This is a genomic window from Streptomyces atratus (genome assembly GCF_040655115.1).
Lineage (GTDB): Bacteria > Actinomycetota > Actinomycetes > Streptomycetales > Streptomycetaceae > Streptomyces > Streptomyces atratus_D.
The window spans coordinates 174,052-199,978 of record NZ_JBFAJH010000010.1; the positions used below are offsets into that span (position 1 = coordinate 174,052).

At 68.9% G+C, this 25,927-nt stretch carries 21 protein-coding genes and 2 pseudogenes; 11 read left to right on the forward strand and 12 right to left on the reverse strand.

Features of this window, described 5'->3' with window-relative positions; all coding sequences use genetic code 11:
• The first annotated feature begins 22 nt into the window (after positions 1–22).
• Positions 23–919, forward strand: coding sequence for an LLM class flavin-dependent oxidoreductase (locus tag AB0I23_RS15055; RefSeq protein WP_359109617.1), 897 nt, complete (start codon positions 23–25; stop codon positions 917–919).
• Between the two features lie 143 nt (positions 920–1,062).
• Positions 1,063–1,929, forward strand: coding sequence for an HAD hydrolase family protein (locus tag AB0I23_RS15060; protein ID WP_359109619.1), 867 nt, complete (start codon positions 1,063–1,065; stop codon positions 1,927–1,929).
• 30 nt (positions 1,930–1,959) lie between these two features.
• Here AB0I23_RS15060 and AB0I23_RS15065 read toward each other — a convergent pair.
• From AB0I23_RS15065 to hisC, 5 genes and pseudogenes are all read right to left on the reverse strand, one after another.
• Positions 1,960–2,382: pseudogene (locus AB0I23_RS15065) on the reverse strand (ATP-binding protein); the annotation flags it as partial.
• A gap of 93 nt (positions 2,383–2,475) precedes the next feature.
• Positions 2,476–5,988, reverse strand: a complete 3,513-nt coding sequence (gene cydD, locus AB0I23_RS15070; protein ID WP_359109620.1) for a thiol reductant ABC exporter subunit CydD — start codon at positions 5,986–5,988, stop codon at positions 2,476–2,478.
• 117 nt (positions 5,989–6,105) lie between these two features.
• Complete coding sequence (cydB, locus tag AB0I23_RS15075) at positions 6,106–7,107, reverse strand: cytochrome d ubiquinol oxidase subunit II (RefSeq protein WP_359109621.1); 1,002 nt, start codon at positions 7,105–7,107, stop codon at positions 6,106–6,108.
• An 18-nt stretch (positions 7,108–7,125) separates the two neighbouring features.
• On the reverse strand, positions 7,126–8,637 hold the full coding sequence (locus tag AB0I23_RS15080; RefSeq protein WP_359109622.1) for a cytochrome ubiquinol oxidase subunit I: 1,512 nt from the start codon (positions 8,635–8,637) through the stop codon (positions 7,126–7,128).
• Positions 8,638–8,873: 236 nt separating this feature from the next.
• Positions 8,874–9,953, reverse strand: coding sequence for a histidinol-phosphate transaminase (gene hisC, locus AB0I23_RS15085; RefSeq protein ID WP_359109623.1), 1,080 nt, complete (start codon positions 9,951–9,953; stop codon positions 8,874–8,876).
• 370 nt (positions 9,954–10,323) lie between these two features.
• On the opposite strand from hisC, the gene AB0I23_RS15090 reads away from it, so the two are divergent.
• The 3 genes from AB0I23_RS15090 (at position 10,324) to AB0I23_RS15100 (ending at position 13,679) form a co-directional block, all read left to right on the forward strand.
• On the forward strand, positions 10,324–11,436 hold the full coding sequence (locus tag AB0I23_RS15090; protein ID WP_359109624.1) for a LacI family DNA-binding transcriptional regulator: 1,113 nt from the start codon (positions 10,324–10,326) through the stop codon (positions 11,434–11,436).
• A 174-nt stretch (positions 11,437–11,610) separates the two neighbouring features.
• On the forward strand, positions 11,611–12,666 hold the full coding sequence (locus tag AB0I23_RS15095) for a metallophosphoesterase (RefSeq protein WP_359109625.1): 1,056 nt from the start codon (positions 11,611–11,613) through the stop codon (positions 12,664–12,666).
• A gap of 182 nt (positions 12,667–12,848) precedes the next feature.
• On the forward strand, positions 12,849–13,679 hold the full coding sequence (locus tag AB0I23_RS15100) for a hypothetical protein (protein ID WP_359109626.1): 831 nt from the start codon (positions 12,849–12,851) through the stop codon (positions 13,677–13,679).
• Positions 13,680–13,720: 41 nt separating this feature from the next.
• Here AB0I23_RS15100 and AB0I23_RS15105 read toward each other — a convergent pair whose 3' ends face one another.
• Positions 13,721–14,659 (reverse strand): hypothetical protein, encoded by a 939-nt coding sequence (locus tag AB0I23_RS15105; protein WP_359109627.1) that lies wholly within the window; start codon positions 14,657–14,659, stop codon positions 13,721–13,723.
• 134 nt (positions 14,660–14,793) lie between these two features.
• The gene (gene thiC / locus AB0I23_RS15110; protein ID WP_359109628.1) at positions 14,794–16,584 is read right to left on the reverse strand and encodes a phosphomethylpyrimidine synthase ThiC; all 1,791 of its coding nucleotides are present in this window, start codon (positions 16,582–16,584) and stop codon (positions 14,794–14,796) included.
• Positions 16,585–16,780: 196 nt separating this feature from the next.
• Here thiC and AB0I23_RS15115 point away from each other — a divergent pair, with 196 nt between their 5' ends.
• Positions 16,781–18,112: a YibE/F family protein gene (locus AB0I23_RS15115; RefSeq protein WP_359109629.1), complete on the forward strand. Its 1,332-nt coding sequence runs from the start codon at positions 16,781–16,783 to the stop codon at positions 18,110–18,112.
• A gap of 81 nt (positions 18,113–18,193) precedes the next feature.
• Here AB0I23_RS15115 and AB0I23_RS15120 read toward each other — a convergent pair whose 3' ends face one another.
• The 4 genes from AB0I23_RS15120 to AB0I23_RS15135 form a co-directional block, all read right to left on the reverse strand.
• The gene (locus AB0I23_RS15120; protein ID WP_037702202.1) at positions 18,194–18,631 is read right to left on the reverse strand and encodes an SsgA family sporulation/cell division regulator; all 438 of its coding nucleotides are present in this window, start codon (positions 18,629–18,631) and stop codon (positions 18,194–18,196) included.
• 101 nt (positions 18,632–18,732) lie between these two features.
• A complete protein-coding gene (locus AB0I23_RS15125) occupies positions 18,733–19,494 on the reverse strand; it encodes an IclR family transcriptional regulator (RefSeq protein ID WP_359109630.1) in 762 nt (253 codons plus the stop codon).
• Between the two features lie 246 nt (positions 19,495–19,740).
• Positions 19,741–19,953 (reverse strand): DUF5326 family protein, encoded by a 213-nt coding sequence (locus AB0I23_RS15130; RefSeq protein ID WP_359109631.1) that lies wholly within the window; start codon positions 19,951–19,953, stop codon positions 19,741–19,743.
• Between the two features lie 126 nt (positions 19,954–20,079).
• Positions 20,080–20,397, reverse strand: a complete 318-nt coding sequence (locus AB0I23_RS15135; RefSeq protein WP_037702197.1) for a cupin domain-containing protein — start codon at positions 20,395–20,397, stop codon at positions 20,080–20,082.
• A 68-nt stretch (positions 20,398–20,465) separates the two neighbouring features.
• Between AB0I23_RS15135 and AB0I23_RS15140 the strand changes: the two genes are divergently transcribed.
• The 5 genes and pseudogenes from AB0I23_RS15140 to AB0I23_RS15165 all read left to right on the forward strand — a co-directional run bounded on the left by AB0I23_RS15140 (position 20,466) and on the right by AB0I23_RS15165 (position 25,304).
• Positions 20,466–20,843 (forward strand): phage holin family protein, encoded by a 378-nt coding sequence (locus AB0I23_RS15140; protein WP_037702194.1) that lies wholly within the window; start codon positions 20,466–20,468, stop codon positions 20,841–20,843.
• Positions 20,844–20,890: 47 nt separating this feature from the next.
• Positions 20,891–22,009, forward strand: a pseudogene (locus tag AB0I23_RS15145) (cystathionine gamma-lyase); the annotation flags it as partial.
• A 219-nt stretch (positions 22,010–22,228) separates the two neighbouring features.
• A complete protein-coding gene (locus tag AB0I23_RS15150) occupies positions 22,229–23,125 on the forward strand; it encodes a LysR family transcriptional regulator (RefSeq protein ID WP_359109632.1) in 897 nt (298 codons plus the stop codon).
• A gap of 53 nt (positions 23,126–23,178) precedes the next feature.
• Complete coding sequence (locus AB0I23_RS15155; RefSeq protein ID WP_037702185.1) at positions 23,179–23,658, forward strand: NUDIX domain-containing protein; 480 nt, start codon at positions 23,179–23,181, stop codon at positions 23,656–23,658.
• Positions 23,659–24,413: 755 nt separating this feature from the next.
• The gene (locus tag AB0I23_RS15165; RefSeq protein WP_359109633.1) at positions 24,414–25,304 is read left to right on the forward strand and encodes a GNAT family N-acetyltransferase; all 891 of its coding nucleotides are present in this window, start codon (positions 24,414–24,416) and stop codon (positions 25,302–25,304) included.
• A gap of 180 nt (positions 25,305–25,484) precedes the next feature.
• On the opposite strand, the gene AB0I23_RS15170 is transcribed toward AB0I23_RS15165, so the two are convergent.
• Complete coding sequence (locus AB0I23_RS15170) at positions 25,485–25,913, reverse strand: GlcG/HbpS family heme-binding protein (RefSeq protein ID WP_359109634.1); 429 nt, start codon at positions 25,911–25,913, stop codon at positions 25,485–25,487.
• Positions 25,914–25,927: the final 14 nt, after the last annotated feature.

Consider the following 25,927-nt stretch of genomic DNA (forward strand, 5'->3'; position numbering starts at 1 on the left):
CTCCCGCCGTATGGTCGTATGTATGCGTCTGAGCACTGTAATTCTGCCGATTCACCGTTGGAGCGAGGGCCGGAAGGTCTGGCAGCGAGCCGAGGAGCTGGGATTCCACGCCGCATACACGTATGACCATCTGGCCTGGCGGACCTTCCGCGACGGACCGTGGTTCGGCGCGGTTCCGACCCTGACCGCCGCGGCGGCCGCCACCGAGCGGCTGCGCCTGGGCACCCTCGTCACCTCCCCCAACTTCCGGCACCCGGTCACCCTGGCCAAGGACCTCATCACGCTGGACGACGTCTCCGACGGACGGATCACCCTCGGTATCGGCGCGGGCGGCAACGGTTTCGATGCCACCACGCTGCGCAGGAGCGACGAGGAACCGTGGACGCCGCGCGAGCGGGCCGACCACTTCGCCGAGTTCGTACCGCTCCTCGACCGGCTGCTGCGGGAGCCGTCCGTCACGTATGAGGGCGAGTTGTATGCGGCGAACGAGGCCCGGAACGTGCCCGGCTGTGTGCAGCTGCCCCGGCTGCCCTTCGCGGTGGCCGCGACCGGTCCGCGCGGGCTGAGGCTCGCCGCGCAGTACGGTCAGGCCTGGGTCACCACCGGCGATCCCAAGCTGTTCGAGACGGGCACCCCGGAGCAGTCCGTGGCAGCCATCCGCGGGCAGATCAGCAAGCTGGGCACAGCCTGCGAGGCCACCGGCAGGGATATCGCCGAGCTGGACAAGATCCTGCTCACCGGCTTCACCCCGGACCGCCCTCTGGAGTCCTTCGACGCGTTCGTGGACTTCGCGGGCACCCATTTCGAGCTGGGCTTCACTGAGATCGTCATCCACTGGCCAATCGCGCACTCCGACTTCGCGGCGGACGAGAAGGTCTTCGAACGGATCGCCATCGAGGGGCTGTCCCAGCTCGGCTGACCCACGCACCGGCGCGCACACACCACCGGCCGCCCTTCATCACGCCTGGCATGTGTCGGGCATGTTCTCCTGGTCAGGGGCGCGCATCCTCAAATGCGCGCCCCTCCGCACAACCGTGCACCCCTGTACGGGAGAATGGCGGGGTGACCTCAGCTATCGACTCGCCTCTGCCTGCCGCTACCCGGCTGATCGCCACCGATCTGGACGGCACTCTGCTGCGCGACGACAAAACCGTCTCGGACCGCACGGTCGCGGCGCTGGCCGCGGCCGAGGAGGTCGGGATCGAGGTCTTCTTCGTCACCGGTCGCCCGGCCCGCTGGATGGACGTCGTCAGCGACCATGTCCACGGCCACGGCCTGGCGATCTGCGCGAACGGCGCCGCGATCGCCGACCTGCACGCGGGCGGCACGCTGCTCAAGGTCCGCCCGCTGGACCGCCCCGCCGCCCTCGATGTCGTCCACGCCCTGCGCGCGGCCGCTCCGGGCACCTCGTTCGCTGTCGAGCTGGCCACCGGCATCCACTACGAACCGGCCTACCCGCCGTTCCATCTCGACCCGGGCGCCACCGTCGCCGCTGCCGAGAAACTGCTCCACGAAGAGATGCCGGACGCCGGAGCCCCTGTACTGAAGCTCCTCGCGCACCACGCCGAACTGGCCCCGGACGACTTCCTCGCCGTCGCGCACTCGGCAGCCGGCGACCGGGCTTCCCTCACCCGGTCCAGCCCCACGGCCCTGCTGGAGGTCAGCGGCCTCGGCGTCTCCAAGGCCAGCACCCTCGCGCTGTGCTGCGCCGAGCGCGGCATCTCGCCCGCCGAGGTCGTCGCCTTCGGGGACATGCCGAACGACGTGGAGATGCTGAGCTGGGCGGGCACCTCGTACGCGATGGGCAACGCCCACCCGGCCGCAGTGGCCGCCGCCTCCGGGCGGACCGTCACCAACGAGGAGGACGGCGTCGCGATCGTCATCGAGCGGCTCGTGGCCGCGCGCCGGAGGTACTGCATCCAGAGCTGAAGGGCCTGGGCCCGAACGCCGACGACGACCTCAGAGCGGCGCCTCCCACACCACGGTCGTCCCGCCCCCGTCCTCCCCGATGCCCGGCCCGAACCAGGTCGACCCGCCGAGTGCCTCCGCCCTGCGCGCCAGGTTCCGCAGCCCACTGCGCCGCCCGCCCTCCGGGATGCCCACCCCGTCGTCGGCGACCGACAGCCGTACCGCGTCGCGTCCGTCGGGCAGCGTGACGGTCGCGTCGACGACCACATCGATCAAGGACGCCCCGGCATGCCGGAAGGCGTTGGACAGCACCTCCCTCAGCGCCGCGATCAGGTTCTTGCCGGTCAGCTCGCCGACCAGCGAGTCGACCGGGCCGAGGAAACGGTGCGACGGCTTGAAACCCAGCAGGACGGCCGCCATGTTGATCTCGCGCAGGACACGGGTCCGCAACCCGGACGGCGCCTCGGCCGGTTCCTAGTCGGCCGGTTCCTAGTCGGCCGGTTCCTAGTCGGCCGGTGGTCCGGCAGGCCGCTCCGGGCCCTGCCCGACGGGCCCGCCCGGGCGCTCCTACGCCCGCTCGACGGGAGCCAGGATCCGTACGGTCTCCTGTTCGCGCTCCAGCATCCGGCTCAACGGCCCCTCCACCGTCGCGAGATCGGTGTACGGACCGCGCTGCACGACCCTGCCCGCATCCATCACGACCACCTCGTCGACCGCTTCGAGCCCCGCCAGCCGATGGGTGATCAGAACCGTTGTACGGCCCCGGGTGGCGGTCAGCAGATCCGCCGTCAGAACGTCCGCCGTCGCCAGATCGAGATGCTCGGCGGGCTCGTCCAGGACGAGGACGGGGAAGTCGGCCAGGAGCGCCCGGGCGAGCGCCAGCCGCTGGCGCTGACCGCCGGAGAGACGGGCACCGTGCTCGCCGACGAGCGTGTCGAGCCCGTCGGGCAGCGCCTGCACCCAGTCGAGCAGCCGTGCCTGCGCAAGGGCCGCCCGCAGTTCGTCGTCCGTCGCGCCGGTACGGGCCAGCCGCAGGTTCTCCCGGATGGAACTGTCGAAGACATGGGCGTCCTGGGCACACAGCCCGACGAACCGCCGGACAGTGTCGCCGTCCAGTGCCGAGGCCTCCACACCACCGATCCGGTACGTCCCCGACCGTGCGTCCAGGAAGCGGAGCAGGACCTGCGCGAGGGTGGTCTTCCCGGAGCCGGAAGGGCCGACGACGGCGATGCGCCGGCCGGCGGTCAGCGTCAGGTCGACGGAGTCCAGGGCGTCCCGCGACGCTCCTGGGTACCGGGCCGCCAACCCTCGTACCTCCAGCGGGAAGGGCGAGGCGGGTGGATCGGCCTGGGTTGCGGGTTCGAGCACCGGCACCGGGGCGTCCAGCACCTCGTACACCCGCTCCGCGCTCCGCTTGACCCGCTGCCGGTACTGCACGGCAAGCGGCAGGCCGGTCACGGCCTCGAACGCGGCGAGCGGGGTGAGCACCACCACCGCGAGCTCCACGCCCGCCAGCCGCCCGTCGAGGACCGCCGGGACAGAGACGAGTGCGGCGGCGACAACCGTCAGACCGCAGATCACGGCGGAGAGCCCGCCCCCGAGCGCGGTGGCCGTTGCCGCCCGGGCCGCGATCCGGGTCAGGACGCTGTCGGCTTCGCGGGTCCGCGCCGTACGCGCGGGCAGAGCGCCCGCGACGGTCAGTTCGGCGGTCCCGCCGAGCAGATCGGTGATCCGTGTGGCCAGATCGGCCCGCGCGGGCGCCAGTTGACGTTCCGCGTGGCGAGCGCAGGCGCCGCTCACCAGCGGCACCCCGACCCCGGCCAGCAGCAGCCCGGCAGCGAGCACGACGCCCGCCTGGGGCAGCAGCCAGCCGGTGAGCCCGGCGGCCGCCACCCCCACGACAGCCGCGGACCCGGCGGGCAGCAGCCACCTCAGCCAGTAGTCCTGCAGCGCGTCCACATCGGCGACGAGCCGGGACAGCAGGTCTCCGCGTCGGGTCCGGGCCAGACCGGCCGGCGCGATGCGTTCCAGTCCGCGGTACACGGCGACGCGCAGTTCGGCGAGCATCTTGAGCACCGCGTCGTGCGAGACGAGGCGCTCGGCATAACGGAAGACGGCGCGGCCGAGCCCGAAAGCACGGGTCGCGGTCACGGCGACCATCAGATAGAGCACCGGGGGCTGTTCGGAGGCGCGGGAGATCAGCCAGCCGGAGACAGCCATGAGTCCGACGGCCGAGCCCAGGGCGAGACTGCCCAGCAGGAGCGCGAGCGCCAGCTGTCCGCGCTGTGTCCCTGCGGCCTCCCGGACCCGGGCGAGCACCTGGCCGGACCTTGCCGCGGTCTCCCGCAGCGCCTCGGGCCCCCGCACGCCATCGGGTACGTCCTCGGTGACGCGCGCCGGCCCCTTCACCCCGACCGGCTCCGTGGCCGCCGCGCGTTCCGGTGCCACGCCCGGTTCCAGTGTCACCACCCGGTCGGCGACCGCGAGCAGCGCCGGCCGGTGCACGACGAGCAGCACGGTCCGCCCCGCTGCCAGCCTCCGTACCGCGTCGACGATCCCGGCCTCCGTCTCGCCGTCCAGGCTCGCGGTCGGCTCGTCGAGCAGCAGCAGCGGCCGGTCGGCGAGGAACGCCCTTGCAAGTGCAAGCCGTTGCCGCTGGCCGGCGGAAAGTCCCGCGCCGTCCTCGCCGAGCAGTGTCTGCGCACCGTCGGGAAGGTCCGCCACGAAGTCGTACGCCCCCGCGTCCCGCAGCGCCGCCGTGACCGCGCTGTCCTCCGCGTCCGGTCGGGCCAGTCGTACGTTCTCCTCGATCGTGCCCGCGAAGAGATGCGGGCGCTGCGGCACCCAGGCGATCCGCTCCCGCCAGCGCTCGGGCGCGAGAGTCGCCAGATCGGCACCGCCGACCCGCACCCGCCCTTCGTCGGGCTCCGCGAACCCCAGCACCACGTGGAGCAGTGTGGACTTCCCGACACCGCTCGGGCCGACCAGGGCGACGGTCTCCCCCTCCTCGACCACCAGCGAGGCCCCGTCCAGCGACGGAGCGGTACGGCCCTCGTGCCGTACCGTCACCCCCTCCAGTTCCAGCCTCAGCGACTGCGGGACGTCCGCCGTACCACCCGCCCGCACCTCGGTCTCCAGGACCGCAAAGATCTCCTCCGCGGCCGAGAGTCCCTCGGCGGCGGCGTGGTACTGCGCCCCGACCTGCCGGATCGGCAGGTATGCCTCGGGCGCGAGGATCAGCACCACCAGGCCGGTGTAGAGGTCCAGTTCGCCGTGCACGAGCCGCATGCCGATGGTGACGGCGACCAGCGCCACCGACAGGGTGGCGAGGAGTTCCAGGGCGAAGGAGGACAGGAACGCGATCCGCAGAGTCCGCAGGGTGGCCCGGCGGTACTGCGACGTGATGGTGCGGATGGACTCGGCCTGGGCCTTGGCCCGTCCGAAGACCTTCAGCGTCGGCAGTCCGGCGACCACGTCGAGGAAGTGTCCGGAGAGCCGGGAGAGCAGCCGCCACTGGCGGTCCATCCGGGACTGGGTGGCCCAGCCGATCAGGATCATGAAGAGCGGGATGAGCGGCAGCGTGATGACGATGATCGCGGCCGAGACCCAGTCCTCGGTGACGATCCTGGCAAGGACCGCCACGGGCACGACGACTGCGAGCCCGAGCTGCGGCAGGTAGCGCGCGAAGTAGTCGTCCAGCGCGTCGACACCGCGGGTGGCGAGCGCCACCAGAGAGCCGGTGCGCTGCCCGCTCAGCCAGTCCGGCCCGAGCGCCGCGGCGCGGTCGAGCAGCCGGCCGCGGAGCTCGGACTTGACCGCCGCGCTGGCCCGGTACGCGGCGAGCTCGGTCAGCCAGGAGACCAGTCCCCGGCCGAGCGCGACCACCGCCAGCAGCATCAGCGGGGTCCGCAGCTCAGTAACGGTCAGCCCGTCCTCGAACCCGCCCGCCACCACTTCGGCGATGAGCATGGCCTGGGCGATGACCAGCGCCGCCCCAATCACTCCGAGTGCTACCACGGCCGCCAGGAAGCGGCGGGTGGCACGGGCGTAGTGGAGGAGGCGCGGGTCGATCGGTTTCACGTGAAACATCCCCAATGAGCTCGGGCGGTGGACCAGGCGGGACGTGTCGGACCGTCCCCAGGACGTGTCCGGCGGATCGGGCTCGGCCGCGATCCGCCGGGACGCGTCCCCGGCGCGTCAGTGCGCTTCGGCAATGTGCTGCGTACCGATCCGCTTGCGGAACACCCAGTACGTCCAGCCCTGGTAGATCAGCACCACGGGAGTAGCGATCCCCGCGCACCAGGTCATGATCTTCAGCGTGTACGGGGTGGACGAGGCGTTGGTGACCGTGAGGCTCCAGCCGTCGTTCAACGAGGACGGCATGACGTTCGGGAAGAGCGCCAGGAAGAGCATCGCGACCGCGGCCGTGATGGTCAGCCCGGAGAGCGCGAACGACCAGCCCTCGCGTCCCGCCGCGACAGCGCCGATCGCTCCGACCAGCGCCACCACGGCGATGATCATCGCGAGCAGGCTCCAGCCGTCGCCGTGGTCGACCTGGGTCCAGATCAGGAAGCCGAGGGCGAGCACCGCGGTGACCAGCCCCAGCTTGAGTGCCAGCCTCCGCGACCGTTCCCGGATGTCCCCGACGGTCTTGAGTCCCGCGAACACCGCACCGTGAAAGGTGAAGAGGAAGAGCGTGACCAGTCCGCCGAGGATCGCGTACGGGTTGAGGAGGTCCCCGAAGTTGCCCACGTACTCCATGTCAGCGTTGATCTTCACGCCGCGGACAATGTTCCCGAAGGCCACACCCCAGAGCAGGGCGGGGATCAGCGAGGTCCAGAAGATCGCGTTTTCCCAGTTGTTCTGCCACCGCTCCTCGGGCCGCTTCGCCCGGTACTCGAAGGCGACACCACGCACGATCAGGCAGAGCAGAATAATCAGCAGCGGCAGGTAGAACCCGGAGAACAGCGTGGCGTACCACTCGGGGAAGGCGGCGAACGTCGCGCCGCCCGCGGTGAGCAACCACACCTCGTTGCCGTCCCAGACTGGCCCGATGGTGTTGATCAGGACCCGCCGTTCCGTGCGGTCACGGGCCAGCAGCTTGGTGAGGACACCGATCCCGAAGTCGAATCCCTCCAGGAAGAAGTAGCCGATCCAGAGGACGGCGATGAGTACGAACCAGACGTCGTGGAGTTCCATCTCTCAGCTCCTCTGCTCTCAGTAGGAGAAGGCCATCGGCCGGTCGGCGTCGTCGTGGTCGTCGCCGCCGATCTTGGTGGGCGGGTTGAGGTCGGACTCCGTGAGTTCCGGCGGTCCGGCCTTGATGTACTTCACGAGCAGCTTGACCTCGATCACGGCGAGCACCGCGTAGAGCAGGGTGAAGAGGATCATCGAGGTGAGTACCTCACCCTGCGAGACGCCGGGGGAGACCGCGTTGCGCGTCTGCAGCACCCCGTAGACGACCCAGGGCTGGCGGCCCGTCTCGGTGAAGATCCAGCCCCAGGAGTTGGCGATCAGCGGGAAGAGGAGTGTCCACAGGGCGACGATCCAGTAGAGCCTGGTGAGCTTCGGGCTCAGCGCCGTGTTCTTGAAGAGGACCAGGTGCGGCACTTCGTCCTCACCGGTCCGCAGCCCCGGTGGCAGCATGAACTTCTTCCGCGTCAGCCACAGTCCGAGCAGGCCGAGGCCGAAGGACGCCATGCCGAAGCCGATCATCCAGCGGAAGCTCCAGAAGGCGACCGGGATGTTGGGTCGGTAGTCGCCGGGGCCGAACCGTTCCTGCTCGGCCTTGTTGATGTCGTTGATGCCGGGGACGTACGAGTTGAAGTTGTCGTCCGCGAGGAAGGACAGTATCCCCGGGATCGAGATCTCCACGGTGTTGTGGCCCTTGGCCACGTCTCCGACCGCGAAGATCGAGAAGGGGGCCGAGTGCTGCCCCTCCCACAGCGCCTCGGCCGCGGCCATCTTCATCGGCTGCTGCTTGAACATGACCTTGCCGAGCGTGTCACCGCTGACAGCGGTGAGCAGACCGGCGATCACGACGGTGACCAGTCCGAGCCGGAGCGAGGTGCGCATCACCGGGATGTGCTTCTTGCGCGCCAGGTGGAAGGCGGCGATGCCGACCATGAACGCGCCGCCGACCAGGAAGGCCGCCGTGATGGTGTGGAAGAACTGGGCGAGAGCGGTGTTCTGGGTGAGCACATGCCAGAAGTCGGTGAGCTCGGCCCGGCCGCGTTCCTTGTTGATCCGGTAGCCGACCGGGTGCTGCATCCAGGAGTTGGCCGCGAGGATGAAGTACGCGGAGAGGATGGTTCCGATCGAGACCATCCAGATGCAGGCGAGGTGGATCTTCTTCGGCAGCTTGTCCCAGCCGAAGATCCACAGCCCGATGAAGGTGGATTCGAAGAAGAAGGCGATCAGGGCCTCGAAGGCGAGCGGAGCGCCGAAGATGTCGCCTACGAACCGCGAGTAGTCGGACCAGTTCATGCCGAACTGGAACTCCTGGACGATGCCGGTGACGACACCCATGGCGATGTTGATCAGGAAGAGCTTGCCCCAGAACTTGGTGGCCCTGAGGTACTTCTGGTTGTTCGTCCGCACCCAGGCGGTCTGCAGGCCGGCGGTGAGCGCGGCGAGCGAGATCGTCAAGGGAACGAAGAGGAAGTGGTAGACGGTGGTGATACCGAATTGCCATCGCGCCAGGGTCTCGGGCGCCAGAGCCAGCTCCACGTCGTCTCTCCTTACGTCGCCGTAGTCGCAGCGGCAGTTTGCCCCGTTAATCCGACTGATCGCTGGAGGAACAGGACACGCTTGTGAACGCGTTCACATTCACAAGCATTATTGCGCACAGACTTTCGGGATGTTCGAGGGGGGTCCCCTATCGGGACGCTCCACGCGAAGGCCCCGCACCTCCGAGAAACGAGAGGTACGGGGCCTTCCGGTACACCCGGGCCGGACGTGCCGCGCTACAGCTCCTTGCGGTACGCCTCCGCCACCTTCAGGAACACGTCGTTCGCCTCGTCCTCACCGATCGAGACCCGCACGCCCTCGCCCGCGAACGGCCTGACCACGACGCCGGCCCGCTCGCAGAACCCTGCGAAGTCCACCGTGCGGTCACCCAGCCGGAGCCAGACGAAATTGGCCTGGGACTCCGGAACGGTCCAGCCCTGGTCCACCAGGGCCTTGTGCACCCGGACGCGCTCGCAGACCAGGGAGCCGACCCGGCCGAGGAGTTCGTCCTCGGCGCGCAGCGAGGCGACCGCCGCGTCCTGCGCCAGCTGGCTGACCCCGAACGGCACCGCCGTCTTGCGCAGCGCCGCCGCCACCGGCTCATGGGCCACCGCGAACCCGACCCGCAGACCGGCCAGACCGTAGGCCTTGGAGAACGTCCGCAACACCGCCACATTGGGCCGGTCCCGGTAGATCTCGATGCCGTCCGGCACGTCGATGTCGCGGATGAACTCCTTGTACGCCTCGTCCAGCACCACGAGCACATCGCCCGGCACCCGGTCCAGGAACCGCTCCAGCTCGGCCCTGCGCACCACGGTCCCGGTCGGGTTGTTCGGGTTGCAGACAAAGATCATCCGCGTGCGGTCCGTGATCGCGTCCGCCATCGCGTCGAGGTCGTGCACCTCGCCGTCGGTGAGCGGAACCTTCACCGAGGTCGCTCCGCTGACCTGGGTGATGATCGGGTACGCCTCGAAGGAGCGCCAGGCGTAGATGACCTCGTCGCCCGGGCCCGAGGTGGCCTGGAGCAGTTGCTGCGCCACCCCGACGGAACCGGTGCCGGTGGCGAGATGCGAGACGGGCACACCGAACCGGTCGGCCAGCTCATTCATCAGACCGGTGCACGCCATGTCCGGGTAGCGGTTGAAGTTCGCGGCCGCGGCCAGGGCGGACTCCATCACCCCGGGCAGCGGCGGATAGGGGTTCTCGTTGGAGGACAGCTTGAACGCGACCGGTCCGCCGGCCGCCGCCGGCCTGCCCGGCACATAGGCAGGGACGCCGTCCAGCTCGGCGCGCAGCTTGGGGCTCGTCTCGCTCACCGCAGGTCCTCCTCGACCGTCACACACATCAATACTGCTCACCTTATGAGGATTGCGCGCCGCTGCGAATGGCAGAGCGGAGGAATCGTCCGGTGGGGCCAGGAATGGGGGGGAGCGTTCCTCGTACCGGCGCGCGCCGGTAGCTCACTCCGTGGTGCGCATCCCTCGAAGAGGTGAGTTGAGACCTCTTCGAAACATCGACCATTTAGTAGGCCCATCCTCCTCAGTGCATGACACACTACGGCCCACCCCGCCAACGCCCTTGTTTTGCAAGGCATTTGCGGCCAGGTGACCATGCAGAAACGTGCCTGTCGACGTGTGAATATGCGGCCGGGCCAACCGTCCGCGCGAGCCCTACTATCGGCTCGCCATGACAGCAGCAGGGAAGCACCAGGTGAGCCGGACGGAGACCCCCCGGCGCGGCGGCCGGCAGGGACGAGCGGGAATCCGGGATGTGGCCGCCGCCGCCGGGGTCTCCATCACGACCGTCTCCGACGCGCTCAACGGCAAGGGCAGGCTCCCGGACGCCACCCGCCGACATGTCCGCGAGGTCGCCGAGCGCCTGGGTTACCGCCCGTCCGCCGCGGCCCGAACCCTCCGTACCGGCAGGTCCGGCCTCATCGGCCTGACCGTGACGACGTACGGGGATGAACCTTTCACCTTCACCGAATTCGCCTACTTCGCCGAAATGGCCAGGGCGGCCACCTCCGCCGCGCTCGCCCGCGGCTACGCCCTCGTCATCCTCCCCGCCACCTCACGCCATGACGTCTGGTCGAACGTCGCTCTCGACGGCACTGTCGTCATCGACCCCTCCGACCAGGACCCGGTCGTCACCGAACTCGTCCGGCAGGGGCTGCCCGTCGTCTCGGACGGCCGCCCAGCCGGGACCCTCCCGGTCACCGCCTGGGTCGACAACGACCACCGGGCCGCCGTGCTCGACCTCCTCGACCATCTCGCCGCCGCCGGGGCCCGCCGCATCGGCCTGCTCACCGGCACCACCACCGACACGTACACCCGCCTCTCCACCACGGCGTACCTCCACTGGTGCGAGCGCGTGGGCCAGGACCCGGTGTACGAGTCCTATCCCGCCCACGACCCGTGCGCGGGGGCGGTCGCCGCCGACCGTCTGCTCGCCCGCCCGGACCGGCCCGACGCCGTCTACGGGCTCTTCGATCCCAACGGCACCGATCTGCTGGCGGCGGCCCGCCGGTACGGCCTGCGCGTCCCCGAGGATCTGCTGCTGGTCTGCTGCAGCGAGTCCACCGGGTACGCGACGACCGAGCCGCCCATCACCACGCTCTCGCTCAAACCGCGCCGGATCGGTACGGCGGTCGTCCAGCTCCTCATCGACGCCATCGAAGGCGTCGACCAGGACGGCCCGGTGGAACAGGTCATACCGACAGAACTCATCGTGCGGACGTCCTCGCAACGCCGTCCGCCCCGCACCACGGTCAGCGCCCCGCGGTCCCCCTCAGGGGACTGATCGGCGCAATCAAGACAAATCAACCGGTGAACCTCGTCGTGCGCCCGGATTCACCACCCCTGGTGCGTCACAGAGCACGATCCGCATTCCTATGATGGGCGCACGACACCGCGGACCACCCCGACCAGCAGGGCCCGTCAGGTGTACGGCGGCGCGACGGTGGTGGAGGGGTCGATGACACAGGGGGCCGGTCAGGAACCCGTGGTGCGGACGGCAACGTTGCGTGACTTCCGCGTGCCGCCCTATGCGCAGACTCCGGTGCCACCCACGGCGCCGCATCCGGGCAGTGCCGTTCCGGCGGACGAGCCGGAGGGCTACACCCCCACCGCGCGCGATCTTCCCGTGATCAACCTCGGTGACACCGTCCAGGTGCACACAGTCCCCGACCCTCGGCCGGCCCAGGACCGGGGGCTCGGACCGCTGTACGTCGTCGGCGATGTCCACGGCTATCTGGACGAACTCCACGCCGCCCTGGCCGAACAGGGGCTCATCGACGCGGAGGGCCAATGGGCCGCGGGCAACGCCCGGCTCTGGTTCCTCGGCGACTTCACCGACCGCGGACCGGACGGCATCGGCGTCATCGAACTCGTCATGCGCCTGTCCGCCGAGGCCGCGGCCGCGGGCGGCTACTGCAAGGCCCTGATGGGCAACCACGAACTGCTGCTCATCGGCGCCAAACGGTTCGGTGACACACCGGTGAACTCCGGGGCCGGCACCGCCACGTTCCAGGCCGCGTGGCTGCTCAACGGCGGCCAGAAGAACGACATGGAGCGGCTCCAGGACCACCACCTTCAGTGGATGTCCCGGCTCGACGCGGTCGTCGAGGAGGACGGGCATCTGCTGATGCACTCCGACACGACGGCGTACCTCGATTACGGCTCCACCATCGAGGACGTCAATGACACCGTGCACGCCATTCTCACGCGTAACGACGCCGACGAGTGCTGGGACCTCTTCCGCAAACTCACCAAGCGGTTCGCCTTCCGCGACGAGGCGGGTCCGCAGGCGGTCCAGGAGCTGATGACGGCATACGGCGGACAGCGCGTCGTCCATGGTCACAGCCCCATTCCGTATCTCCTCGGCGAGGTCGGCTCGGAGGACGGCGAGGACAGCGCCGGACCCGTGGTGGAGGGTCCGCACGTATACGCGGACGGGCTCGCGATCGCCATGGACGGCGGCGTGACCATGGCCGGAAAGCTACTGGTCGTCCAGCTGCCGTTGCATGACTGACGGTCTTCGGGGAAGACGCATCCACGACCTGACCACGCCGACCACTGGGCCTATTTACGGAAACCCCCTGTCACCCCGTGCCGTGGGCGCTCTACCATCGGCGTATCAGTAGCAGGCTCTCCTCCGTTTCCGCCCAACTGCCCGGCCAAAGCGGGTATTCAGGCCCAACGGAGCATCGGGGGATGCACATGAACAGCGCTCCGCACCTGCTGGCCGAGGACCGACCCGAGTACGAACGGATCCTCGGCGACGCGCTGCGTCACGCTCATGAACGACCGGATCTCGCCGGAGTCGGCGAACGGCTCAACGCGGAACAGTTGCGCACCATGGCACTGAACGCCACGGCGCTGATCACCACGGCGGCGGCCACCGAGTACGACCACTATGTGAAGGCCCGCGAAGAGCTGCGCGGACCGACCGCGGACTCCGCCCAGGGCTCGGGCCTCGGCTCCGACGCGGACGCGGACGATCGGGACCGGCCGGGCGCCGGGATAGGGGCGGTCGTCACGGTCCTGGCGCCGATGCTTGCGGGCACCGCCGCACTGATTTTCCTGCTGGTCGGCTATCTGCTGAAGATGCTCAGCCGGCCCCCCTCGTTCGCCGACACCATGGTCGCCGCCGGGTGGTTCTTCGCCGCGATGACGGCGGCCGCGATACTGGCCGCCGCCGTCGGACTGCTCATCACGGCGCTGCGCAACGGATCGACCGCGCTGCCCGCCGAGGACGCCGAGGACGAACTGCCGGAGGAGGTGGCGCGCGCAAGGGAGGCCTGGCGTCATGCGCTGCTGGAGCGCGGCATCCTGCCGTTCCTGCGCGACGCACTCGCCGATCCCACCGCAGGCGCCGCGTCGCGCACACCGCACCCCTCCGCCAACCGCATCCCGAAGATCGGCTACAGCAGACCGGACTTCACGGGGCCGGACGAGGGGCCTGCGGCGGGTCCCCGCCCGTCGTTCACAAGCCCGGACTTCACCAGCCCGGACTTCGGCGGCCCGGAACACGAACCGGACTGACCGGCCGCCGCGGCCCGGCCTGCCTCGTGAGCGGTGGGGAATCACCAGGCGGCGGCGCCACGGGCCGTGGGTTCGGCACCCCTCGGCTCACCAGGAGTCGTGGCCTGCAGCATGTCCGTACGCGTCACCCAGCCGCCGGTCCACTCACAGTCGTACCCGACGGTGACCTGCGCCTCTTCGAGTACGTACTCGCCGGGCGGGACGGCGACGGTGATTCTCGGCCCCTCGTCGTTTCCGGGACAGTCGACGGCCAGCAGGCCGCCGGGCACGCGGAGTGTCCCGCACCGGCTCGGCTCCAGAACCGTCATTGCGGGGAAGTCACGGGTGGACATGCGCGTACCGGGCCGGAACAAGGCGTCCAGGTGGCCGGGACCGGCCGGTCGGGGAGTTCGCCATGCGTCCTCCGGCCGGCCGACGGCTCTCCCTTCGGGCGCCTCCGCGTTCCGGAACACCAGTGGCCCGGCCAGTCCCTGCTGCTCGGCGGAGAAGAGCGGCCAGTCGGCGAACCCGGGCACGGCCAACCGCTGCTGCTCCTCGGTGACATCGGCCAGGGTGTCGAATCTGGAACCCGCATCCCCCTGGGGCTCCCACGAGGTCCTCCCTCGGCGGCCCGGATGCATGCGCAGCTTCGTCCGTGCGCAGGTGCGGTCGAACTCCGGCATGTCCGGCGTGGCATAGAGCCAGTTCTCCACCTGACGGTGGAAGAGCCGGCCGTCGTCGAGGAGGCGCAGCTCCAGCCGATGTGTACGCCGGCCCTGCTCGTCGTACACCCACACACCCGTGTAGTGGTCCTGCCAGGACACCAGACGGACCTCGACCGGCTCGTTCCGTCCTGTGATCCAGTACGCGACCGTATACGGCAGTCCGGCCGAGTCCCGGGCCGTCGCCGCCTCGGGGGTCAGCGGCCTCCACAGCGCACGCGCCGCAAGATCCCACCCCTCCGCATAGGACAGCAGAACAACCGATTCCATCTCACTCACCCCTGCGCCCCCCTTCCGGCCTGCACACGCGGGAAACGTAACGGCTCCCACCGGCACCCGGCAGGCGACCGGCGGAGCGGCCCGCGGCCCCGGCGGTTTCCGGGGGAGCCGCGGGCCGTTCCGGTACGGCGTGCTCAGTCGGTGAGCGGAAGGTACACCCGGTTGCCCGCGGCCGCGAACTCCGCCGACTTCTTCATCATTCCCTCGGCGATCTCGACCTCGGTCGCCGCGGGCTCGTCGCCACCGAACTGCTCCGAGATGCTTCGGCTGATCTTCATCGAGCAGAACTTCGGACCGCACATCGAGCAGAAGTGGGCCGTCTTCGCCGGCTCGGCCGGCAGCGTCTCGTCGTGGAACTCCCTTGCCGTGTCAGGGTCGAGCGCCAGGTTGAACTGATCCTCCCAGCGGAACTCGAAACGCGCGTCCGACAGCGCGTCGTCCCAGTCCTGCGCCCCTGGGTGCCCCTTGGCGAGGTCCGCCGCGTGGGCCGCGATCTTGTAGGTGATGACGCCCGTCTTCACGTCGTCCCGGTTGGGCAGGCCCAGGTGCTCCTTGGGCGTGACGTAACAGAGCATCGCCGTCCCCCACCAGGCGATCATCGCCGCGCCGATGCCCGAGGTGATGTGGTCGTACGCCGGGGCGATATCGGTGGTCAGCGGGCCGAGCGTGTAGAACGGCGCCTCCTCGCAGATCTCCTGCTGGAGGTCGATGTTCTCCTTGATCTTGTGCATCGGGACATGGCCCGGCCCCTCGATCATGGTCTGGACGCCGAACCGCTTGGCGACCGAGTTGAGCTCGCCCAGCGTGCGCAGTTCGGCGAACTGCGCCTCGTCGTTGGCGTCGGCGATCGAACCGGGGCGCAGTCCGTCGCCCAGCGAGTACGTCACGTCGTACGTCGCGAGGATCTCGCAGAGCTCCTCGAAGTTCTCGTACAGGAACGATTCCTTGTGGTGTGCCAGGCACCACGCGGCCATGATCGACCCGCCGCGGGAGACGATTCCGGTCTTGCGCCGGGCGGTGAGCGGGACATACGGCAGCCGCACGCCGGCGTGGACCGTCATGTAATCGACGCCCTGCTCTGCCTGTTCGATCACGGTGTCCTTGTAGATCTCCCAGGTCAGCTCCTCCGCCCTGCCGTCGACCTTTTCGAGGGCCTGGTAGAGGGGCACGGTGCCGATCGGCACGGGAGAGTTGCGGAGCACCCACTCACGGGTGGTGTGAATATTGCGGCCGGTGGAGAGGTCCATGACCGTGTCGGCGCCCCATCGCGTCGCCCAGGTCATCTTCTCGACCTCCTCCTCGATGGAGGAAGTGACCGCGGAGTTGCCGATGTTGGCGTTGACCTTCACCAGGAACCGCTTGCCGATGATCATCGGCTCGATCTCCGGGTGGTTGACGTTGGCCGGCAGAACCGCCCGGCCGGCCGCGATCTCCTCGCGTACGACCTCGGGTTCGACGTTCTCCCGGATCGCGACGTACTCCATCTCCGGAGTGATCTCGCCCCGGCGGGCGTACGCGAGCTGGGTGACGGGCTGCCCGTCACGGCTGCGTCGCGGCCGGCGCGGGCGGCCGGGGAAGACGGCGTCGAGGTTACGCAGTCCCCCGCGCGGAGAGGTGTGCTTGAGCCCGTCGTCCTCGGGGCGGACGGGGCGGCCCGCGTACTCCTCGGTGTCGCCACGGGCGACGATCCAGTCCTCCCGCACGGGGGCGAGACCGCGCCGTACGTCGGTTTCGGTGGCGGGATCGGTGTACGGCCCCGACGTGTCGTACAGCGTCACGTCCTTGCCATTGGTGAGGTGTACCTTTCGGACCGGCACCTGGAGGTCCGGGCGCGAGCCCTGGACGTATCCCTTGTGCCAGCCGATGGACTTCCCGGCCTCGTCGCTCTGGGTCGAGGCAGGCGTACGTGCGTCCGATGTGGTCATGAGACCTACTCCCTACGCCGGCATTACCCGGTAACAGGTTCAGCGGTCGGCGCAGCCCGCTCCGTACGGACGTACGGATATCAGCGCCCTCTCAGCCCGGTGCTCCGAGCTCCCGCGTGTGCAAAGGTGTCCTCACGCTAGCGCCTGTCCGGGTGTGCTGGACAGAGGGCCCCTTCCTTCTTGCGATGATCGCCCGGTGACGTCTCCTCAGAGGGCCCCCGAACTGCAGGACCATCAGCACGGACACTCGCACAGCCACGGCCCCGCTGCACCGGTCTCCAAACATCTGCGCAAGGTCATCGCGGCCGTGCTGATCCCGTTCGCCACGGCGGTCGTTGTCGGCCTGATGGTCCTCTGGCCGGGCGGTGCGCCCGCGCACGAGCGCACCGGTGTCGGTTTCGACCGGCAGACCCAGCAGGGCAAGGTGGTGAGCGTCGGCAAGGTCGACTGCAAGGACGTGAACGCCGCGCAGACGCCGGTCACGGGCGGCACCACGACGCCGTCGGGGGGCGCGGGCGCCGGCCAGAAACTGTGCGAGAAGGCCACGGTCGAGGTGACGACCGGGCACGACAAGGGGCGCAGGTTCGTCGAGATCATTCAGCCCGACGCCCCTCGGCAGTTGCGCGAGGGTCAGGGTGTGGTCGTGGCGTACGCCCCGGACGCGCCCCATGATCTGCAGTACTCCGTGACGGATGTGAACCGGAAGTTCCCGATGGCGCTGCTGGCCGGGATCTTCGCTCTCGCAGTGGTCGTGGTCGGCAGAATGCGTGGGTTGATGGCGCTGGTCGCGCTCGCCGTGTCGTTCACCGTACTGACCCTGTTCATCCTCCCCGCGATCCTTCAAGGGTCGAATCCGCTGCTCGTCGCGGTCGTCGGGGCCAGCGCGATCATGCTCATCGCGCTCTACATGTGCCACGGCCTGACCGCCCGTACCTCGGTCGCGGTCATCGGCACGCTGCTCTCACTGCTGCTGATCGGGCTGCTCGGTTCGCTCTTCATCGGCTGGGCGAGCCTGACGGGGAACACCGACGACAACACCGGTCTGATCCACGGCCTCTACCCGCACATCGACTTGAGCGGCCTGCTGCTGGCCGGCGTCATCATCGGTTCGCTCGGTGTTCTCGACGACGTGACGGTCACCCAAACGTCGGCGGTCTGGGAGCTGCACCAGGCGGACCCGGCCATGGGTGCGCGGAGGCTCTACCGGGCAGGGATCAGGATCGGTCGCGACCACATCGCCTCGGTGGTCAATACGCTGGTGCTCGCCTACGCAGGCGCCGCGCTTCCCCTCCTGCTGCTGTTCTCGATCGCGCAGAGCAGCGTGGGGACGGTGGCCAACAGCGAGCTGGTGGCGGAGGAGATCGTCCGGACGCTGGTCGGTTCGATCGGACTGGTCGCCTCGGTGCCGGTGACGACGGTGCTCGCGGCACTGGTCGTCTCCGCCGACCGCACAGGACTCGACGCGGAAGCAGGAGCTTCGGCACCCGTACGGAGCGGGAGGGGCCGGCGTCGCAGGGCGAGGCATTGAGCACCTCGACGCGGAGCACATTTCACCCGTTCGGCAGAGACTGCGTTCGAATCGGCCGGTAGGCCGTCCGTGCGGTCTTCCTCAGCCGGCGTTCTGTTCCTTGGCCAGGATCCGGCCCAGCGCCTCTTCCAGACTGCCCTCGAAGTCACTCAGCGTGCACTCCTGTCCGAGGGGCACGAGCTTGTCCGTGCGGTCCAGAAAGGCGACAAGCGGCGCTGTACCGGCCCTGAACAGGGCGCGGTCCGTCCCGACCTGTAGCCGGATGTGTACGTCGGAAAGCCCCTCAGGCTCGGTGGGACTGATGTGCACATCACCGTCGCCGCTGGGGCTGTTGAGACCATCCAGCAGCAGCTCACGGCCGAAAGCCCAGGTGACGGGGGCGTCGCCGGGCAGGTGAAAGGTCATCCGGATCGCATACGGATCGCACACCTCGTACCGGAGCTCCACCGGGATACGGAATGAGAGCTCCTCGGAAACGAGAAAGCTCATCATGACCTCAGCTTGAACCGACTCGCGCATCGTCCAACCCCGCAGTAGATGAATCTGGCCAGGAATGATCCCCCATGGCCCTATTGACGCCATCGTGGTGCACGCGATAGCAGATCACAAGGAGTGATTTTTCAGATACTGATAGAGAAAACGAACGAGCGCAAGAGGCTTGCCACTTCGCCGCGTAGTCGTTCGACTGCGGGGAGCAATCGATCTTCCTGGTCGAGAGGCATGGAAATCGCCATGGCGGCTGCGGCGAATCCGGCCATGAGCGGGATGGCCGCGCAGACCGTCCCCAGGGTGTACTCCTGTCGTTCGATGACAGGTTCCATTCGCTCCAACGACCTCAACCGCTCAAGAAGCGCCGGTCGGTCCCGCACCGAATAGCGGGTCAGTGGCTGCACAGGATGACGGTCCAGATGGTCTTCACGGGCCTTCTCGTCGAGCCGGCTGAGCAGACACTGACCGAGCGCGTGGGCATGCCCGGTCTCCCGGAACGAGGCCCACTCATCCGCCGCGGGGCTGTCGGCGACCGCGATGAGTTCGATCTCACCCTCACGGTAGACGGCGCAGTACACCGGTGCACCGATGATGTCGCGCCAGCGGGCCAGCGACTGGGTCATTCTGCTGCGCCGATTCCGCAGACCGCCGTCGTCGACGAGCCTCTCGGCGGCAGCGCCGAAGAGGAAGACCCCGTTCTCGCGGCGCAGATAGCCCTCGTGGGTGAGGGTGCGCAGCAGGTGATAGGCGGTGGGAAGAGGAAGTCCCGCTTCCCGTGCGAGCTGCTTCGCGGGCGCCCCGTCCCGATGGGCGCCCACAGCCTCCAACAGCCTCAACGCCCGCTGAACCGAACCGATCAACGTCGGAACAGCGGTACTCGATGCCGTGGTCAAAAGTCACCCCCAGGCATGGCGACGGGCGGTCGGCCCGTCCGTGGGGGCCGCCCCCACGGTCCTGCCGCAATCCTGAGGTCCGGAGGCCGGACGTACGCACAATCCACTGGTCACAGTGGCAACAGACAGCTAATTCCCAGGCGGCGGCAGCGGACTGCCACTGTATCGGCCGCGTCAGCAGGAGGCGCCGTTTCGTCCTGCGCTTAGCCCAGCTGGGCTAATTGCCCGACTGGTGACCGCCCGTCTCTACCAGTCTCCGCGCGAGGACGAGGACGACATGAACTTCCGTACGACGAAAACGAGGCCGCCGACCAGGATGACGAAGACCAGGGCCTTGAAGAGCAGACCGATCACGAACCCGATCAAGCTGGCGATCAGGCCGCCGAACACCACGATCGCGATGACGGGCACCGCGACCCACTTCACCCACCAGGGCATCCCCGTGAATATCTCCCGCACAGCCATCGTCCCTACCCCATTCCTGTGAGTACCTGATTCGATGCTAGAGGCGCGGGGGTCGCCGGCGGGGGCTCCGGAGCCCTTGATCTCCCCTGATCGAACCCCGAGGGATCCCTGAGAGCCCGGTCAGCTCTCGGGCGGAGAGAAGACCACCATGACCCGCAGATCCTCGGTGATGTGGTGGAACTTGTGGGCCACGCCGGCTGGTACGTACACCACGCTTCCCCTGCCCACCTGCGTGGTCTCCATGCCCACAGTGATCGAGGCACGGCCGCTGACGATGAAGTAGACCTCGTCCTGCTGGTGCGGCTGCTGCGGGTCGAGTTCGCCGGCGTCCAGCGCGTACAGGCCGACGGACATGTTCCGCTCCCGCAGGAACTGCAGGTACGCGCCGTCGTTGGCGGCACGTTCCGCCTCGAGTTCGTCCAGCCTGAATGCCTTCATGGCCCGTCCGCTCCCTGCTTCTGTTCAGCCGGTGTCCGCCACCGATCATGTCTGCCACGATCAGACACATGAAGAATTTTGTAGTCAAGACGATCGCCAACGCGGGTGCGCTGGCCGTGGCCATCTGGTTGCTGGACGACATCACACTGTCGGGCGGCAGCACCGGTCGCAAGGCGCTCACCCTGATCCTGGTCGCCCTGCTCTTCGGGCTGGTGAACTTCGTGGTCAAGCCGATCGTGAAGGTGCTCACCCTGCCGCTGTTCATACTCACGCTGGGGCTGATCACCCTTGTGGTGAACGCGCTGATGCTGATGCTGACCTCCTGGCTGGCGGGCCAGTTCCATCTCAGCTTCCATGTCGACGGCTTCTGGACCGCGGTGCTCGGCGGCCTCATCATCTCGATCGTGTCGTGGGCACTGAACGTGGTCCTGCCCGACGAGGACTGATCCGACGCCGCACAGACCAGAGAGCACAGAGAGAACAGAGGCACAGCATGAGCACCATGGGCGACGGCACCCGGGCGGTACGGGCAGGCCTTCCCGACCCGGAGCAGTACGAACCCACCCTGCCCGGTCCGGTCTTCGCCGCGCACTTCCATCTCTCCGGCGAGCCGACCGGTCCGTACACCTACGGCCGGGACACCAATCCGACCTGGACCCATCTGGAACAGGCCATCGGCGAGCTCGAAGCGCCGGGAGAGGCCGTCGAGACCACGGTGTTCGCCTCCGGAATGGCGGCGATTTCAGCAGTACTGCTGTCGCAGGCCCGTACCGGCGACACGGTCGTCCTGCCCGACGACGGATATCAGGCGCTGCCGCTGGTGCGTGAGCAGCTGGAAGCGTACGGAGTCGAGGTGCGGACCGCGCCGACCGGGGGCGACGGACAGCTTGCGGTCCTGGAAGGGGCCCGGCTGCTGTGGATCGAGACGCCGTCCAATCCGGGACTCGACGTCTGCGACCTGCGGCGGGTCATCGACGCCGCACACACGGCCGGAGCTCTGGTGGCCGTCGACAACACGCTCGCCACCCCGCTCGGACAGCGCCCTCTGGAGCTGGGCGCCGACTTCTCCGTGGCCAGTGACACCAAGGGCATGACCGGGCACGGCGACATCCTGCTCGGCCACGTGACGTGCCGGGATCCGGCGCTGGCGACGGGTGTACGGCGTTGGCGCAAGGTCGTCGGGGCGATCCCCGGCCCGATGGAGGCCTGGCTCGCGCACCGTTCGCTGGCCACGCTGGAGCTGCGGATCGACCGGCAGTGCGCGACCGCGCTCGTTCTCGCCGAGGCGCTGGACAAACGGCAGGAGGTGACCGGGCTGCGGTATCCCGGGCTGCCCACCGACCCCTCGTACCCGGTCGCCGTGCGGCAGATGCGGCGCTTCGGCTCCGTGGTGTCGTTCGTACTGCCCGACCGCGAGATCGCGGAGCGCTTCCTGGCGGGGCTGCGGCTCGTCGACGACGCCACCAGCTTCGGCGGCGTCCGCTCCACCGCCGAACGGCGGGCGCGCTGGGGCGGCGACGCCGTACCGGAGGGCTTTATCCGATTCTCGGTCGGGGCCGAGGACGCGGACGACCTGATCGCTGACGTGGAGCGGGCCCTCGACGAGGCGATGGGCTGGGGGGACAGGTCAGGACAGAGAGGAGCCAGCGGTACAGACGGTCCGAGCCTCCCCCCTCGTGGCTCGGACCGTCCCGGTTCCACGGACGAAGAACCGCCTGGACAAGGCTAATTGACTCTGCGTCAGTGTCCAATCACAGTAGCGACAGCGACCTATCGACATATTTATGATTGTTCGGGTCGGACGCGTCGAAAGGGCGGGAGGGAACCGGACATGGACCTGGCCCTGCTGCGCACATTCGTCACGGTGCACCGGGCCGGTTCCTTCACCCGGGCCGCCGCGCTGCTCGGTCTCTCCCAGCCCGCGGTCACCTCGCAGATACGTACGCTGGAACGGCAGCTGGGCCGCCCGCTCTTCCTGCGCAGGGCCCGCGGCGTCACCCCGACCACCATGGGCGACGAGCTCGCGCACCGGGCGGCTCCTCATCTGGACGCACTGGTCGAGATCGCCGAGACGGGGCTCGACGAGGAGTCGGTCGTGCGGACACTGCATCTGGCCGGTCCGCCGGAATTCACCTCGCTGCGGGCACTGCCCGCTCTCACCCCGCTCATCTCCCAGGGCCTCACCCTGCGCAGCACGTTCCTCGCCAATTCCGATGAGGCGCTGGAGGGGCTCGCCGCCGGACATCATGATCTGGCCATCGCGACGGCCCGGCCGCGTGGTGGTCTGCTCACCGCGACTCCGCTCTGCGACGAAGAGCATGTGCTGGTCGCCGCCCCGCGCTGGGCGGCACGCCTCGGACCCGGAGCGCTGCGGCGCAAGGGCCCCGTGGTGCTTCAGAAGCTGCCAGTGGTGGAGGTGCATGAGAGCCTCCCGCTCGTCTCCCGCTACTGGGCCGCCGTCTTCGACGGCCGGCCGGCCACAGCGGGCACCGTCATCGCGCCGGATCTGCGCGCGGTCCTGGAGTGCACCGCGGCGGGCGCCGGACTGGCCGTACTGCCGCGCTATCTGTGCGAGGGGGCGTTGGAGCGCGGCGAGGTGGTGGCGCTCCTGGACCCGCCCGTGCCGCCACTGCGCACCTACTTCCTGGCCGCGCGGACCGGCACACTCGCGCTGCCGCACATCGCGCGGGCGCACGAGTGGCTGGTGCGTGCCGCCGTCGATTGGTGACCCGACGGCAGGGCGGGTGTTTCAGAAAGGGTTCTGTGGGCCACTCTCTTGCCATGACCGAACGTCCTGTGGTCAAGCGCACCGCACGCGCCATCCTGCTCGACGGCAACGACCTCATCCTCATCAAGCGCACCAAGCCGGGGGTGGATCCGTACTGGCTCACGCCGGGCGGCGGGGTCGAGCCCGAGGACGCAACCGTCGTCGACGCCCTCCACCGCGAGGTGGACGAGGAGCTCGGCGCCAAGATCACCGATGTGGTCCCCTGCTTCGTCGACACCGTGGAACATATCGAGGGCGGTGGGGTGAAGGGCGTCAAGGTCCAGCACTTCTTCGTCTGCCGGCTGGACTCGATGGACCTGTCCCGGCGGCACGGCCCCGAGATCGACGATCCATGCGGCGAGTACGACGTCGTACGGGTGCCGTTCAGCCGGATCGGGATCGCCGCCGTCCATCTCGTGCCGCTGTCACTGCGGCACTACCTGGACGGCAACATCGAGGGTGTACGAGCGATGCACGCGCCGGACCTGGGCTGATCCTGAGCCCGGAGGCTCCACGCGGATGGGATGGACCGTCGTGGCCACCTCGGGCTCACGAGCGCCAGTTCCTCGACGGAGTCGTGCCGGATGCGCTCGGGCGGCATACCGATCCGTCTGAGGACACCCACGCCTCTGCGGATCATCCCGGGCGGCCGCGCTGAGCATCCATCGCGGCCGGTAACATGGCCCGCAGATCGGGGTGGCGCACGAGAGCAGGGCGTAGAAGTACAAGGTGGCCTGGTCCGCGACAGAAGTAATCCTCTCCGCCACGGTGTGGTGGATCAGGGTCGCATCGGGAGATCTCGGAATTCCGTCGCCGGTCGACATGGTGGCCGGAGCATCCATAATTCTGCCTCGCCTCGAGCATCTTCTGGTCGCATGAGCGCGCCGGCACCGCACGTACCGCCTGCGGTCCCTCGCCCCAGCATGCCTGCGACACCTACAGGTCGGACAAATAGCGTGAAGTCCGGGTATCCGAACCAGTTCTCCCGTTACGCTCTCTTGCCCCCATGGCCACACCGGGAACCCAGGACCGTGCGCGCAACGCGTATCTGCGCCGGATCACCTCTCACCCTCGCTCAGCAGCGTGTTTCACGTGAAACCGCGCACGCGTGCGACTCGCCGTCGAGCCCTCACCACGGGCTCGGCTGACTGGCCGCGCCGGCAGTATCGAGGGGTGGGCGCATGTGAGTCTCGGCCGGATCCGGTAAAGCGGTGGACGAGCGCTCACTGCGTCGTACAGCCTGGCCCTCATGCCCAGCCCACTGCCTCGCCCGCACACCGACACGCCCATCCGGCGCCTCACCCGGGGAGACCTGGTCCCCTGCGCCAATCTCTGCGAGGACCGCGGCTGGCCGCGCGACGAGCACCGCTGGGCCCTGCTCCTCTCCGCAGGGACGGGCTACGGCATCGATGATCCCGAGGGCAAAGGCCTGATGGCCGCCTGTGTAATGACCTCATACGGCCAGGGACTCGCCGCCATCGGCATGCTCCTCGTCGCCGAGCGATACGCGCGCCAGGGGATCGCCCGACGCCTGATGCACCAGGTGATCGAAACGGCGAGGGAGACGACACTCAGCCTGTACGCGACGTCGGCCGGGCGGCCGCTGTACGAAGAGCTCGGTTTCGAAGCGGTGGGCCGGGTCGAGCGGATCAGTGGTCACTTCCGGCTGACCGGCGCGTCCGGCGACGGCGCTCCCGCAGCGTCCACCATGACCGTCCGTCCGGCGACGGCCGAGGATCTGCGTGCCATGCTCCGGCTGGACGCGGAGGTGTTCGGCGCGGACCGGACGCATCTCCTTGCCCGGCTGCCGGCCTTCGCAGATCACCTCCGGGTCGCAGAGGACGAGGGCGGACTTGTCGGCTACGCGGCGCTGTGGCCGAGCGACAGTGTCCATGTGGTCGGTCCGCTGATCGCCCGGGACACCGTCACGGCGATGGCGCTCGTCGACTCCCTCGCGCAGGCGACGGTCCGTCCCCTGCGCGCGGACATCGACGCACGCCATGAAGAACTGCTGGACCGGCTCAGGGAGTGCGGTCTGCAGCCGGCCGGCTCCGGAACCACGGTGATGACCTACCGGTCCCCGGACCTGCCGGGCGACTGGACCCGTCGCTTCGCACCGCTGACCGTGGCGACGGGCTGACGCGGACCGGGCTGAGCGGCGCCGGGCCGGCCGGGTCGGGTCGGGCTCGGCTCGCACTTTCGTACCAACTGGCCCGGCACTCGCTGAAACCGCAGATGTCCGTTCTCATGTGCCCTGATTCTGCTGGCACATGAGAACGGGCATCGATGGATTTCCGCGACCTCAGCGGCGGTTCGCGAGTCAACCGAGAGCCGTCACGGCGGCCGTGGCGAAGCCGTGGTCCTGCTCGGGCGCGCCACCGCCCACGCCGACGGCTCCGATCAGCCGACCGTCACGGAAGACGGGGACGCCGCCGGCGATGAACAGCAGCGGACGGTCGAGGGCGGTCGGCAGGGTGTGGAAGAGCCCGCCCGGCTGGACCGCGTCGACAAGATCGGCGGTCGGAGCGCCGAGCTGAAGGGCCGTGTACGCCTTACGGGTGCTGGTCTCACCCGCGATGAGAACGGCCCGGTCGTCGCGGCGGAAGGCCAGCAGGTGGCCGCCCGCGTCGAGGACTGTCACAGCGGCGGTCACACCGGCGGCTTCGGCGGCGGTGCGAGCCGCGGCGACCAGCAATTCCGCGTCCAGAATGGTCAGCGGGGCAATGGCCGTGGGGATGGTGGTGCTCATGAAGGATGGCTCCT

Bases quoted from the DNA above. Each gene is read 5' to 3' on its own strand.
- AB0I23_RS15165 (WP_359109633.1), top strand. From the start codon at position 24,414: ATGCCCAGCCCACTGCCTCGCCCGCACACCGACACGCCCATCCGGCGC.
- AB0I23_RS15095 (WP_359109625.1), top strand. From the start codon at position 11,611: ATGACACAGGGGGCCGGTCAGGAACCCGTGGTGCGGACGGCAACGTTG.
- cydB (WP_359109621.1), bottom strand. From the start codon at position 7,107: ATGGAACTCCACGACGTCTGGTTCGTACTCATCGCCGTCCTCTGGATC.
- AB0I23_RS15150 (WP_359109632.1), top strand. From the start codon at position 22,229: ATGGACCTGGCCCTGCTGCGCACATTCGTCACGGTGCACCGGGCCGGT.
- AB0I23_RS15135 (WP_037702197.1), bottom strand. From the start codon at position 20,397: ATGAAGGCATTCAGGCTGGACGAACTCGAGGCGGAACGTGCCGCCAAC.
- AB0I23_RS15170 (WP_359109634.1), bottom strand. From the start codon at position 25,913: ATGAGCACCACCATCCCCACGGCCATTGCCCCGCTGACCATTCTGGAC.
- AB0I23_RS15055 (WP_359109617.1), top strand. From the start codon at position 23: ATGCGTCTGAGCACTGTAATTCTGCCGATTCACCGTTGGAGCGAGGGC.
- AB0I23_RS15155 (WP_037702185.1), top strand. From the start codon at position 23,179: ATGACCGAACGTCCTGTGGTCAAGCGCACCGCACGCGCCATCCTGCTC.
- AB0I23_RS15090 (WP_359109624.1), top strand. From the start codon at position 10,324: ATGACAGCAGCAGGGAAGCACCAGGTGAGCCGGACGGAGACCCCCCGG.
- thiC (WP_359109628.1), bottom strand. From the start codon at position 16,584: ATGACCACATCGGACGCACGTACGCCTGCCTCGACCCAGAGCGACGAG.
- AB0I23_RS15120 (WP_037702202.1), bottom strand. From the start codon at position 18,631: ATGCGCGAGTCGGTTCAAGCTGAGGTCATGATGAGCTTTCTCGTTTCC.
- AB0I23_RS15140 (WP_037702194.1), top strand. From the start codon at position 20,466: ATGAAGAATTTTGTAGTCAAGACGATCGCCAACGCGGGTGCGCTGGCC.
- AB0I23_RS15100 (WP_359109626.1), top strand. From the start codon at position 12,849: ATGCACATGAACAGCGCTCCGCACCTGCTGGCCGAGGACCGACCCGAG.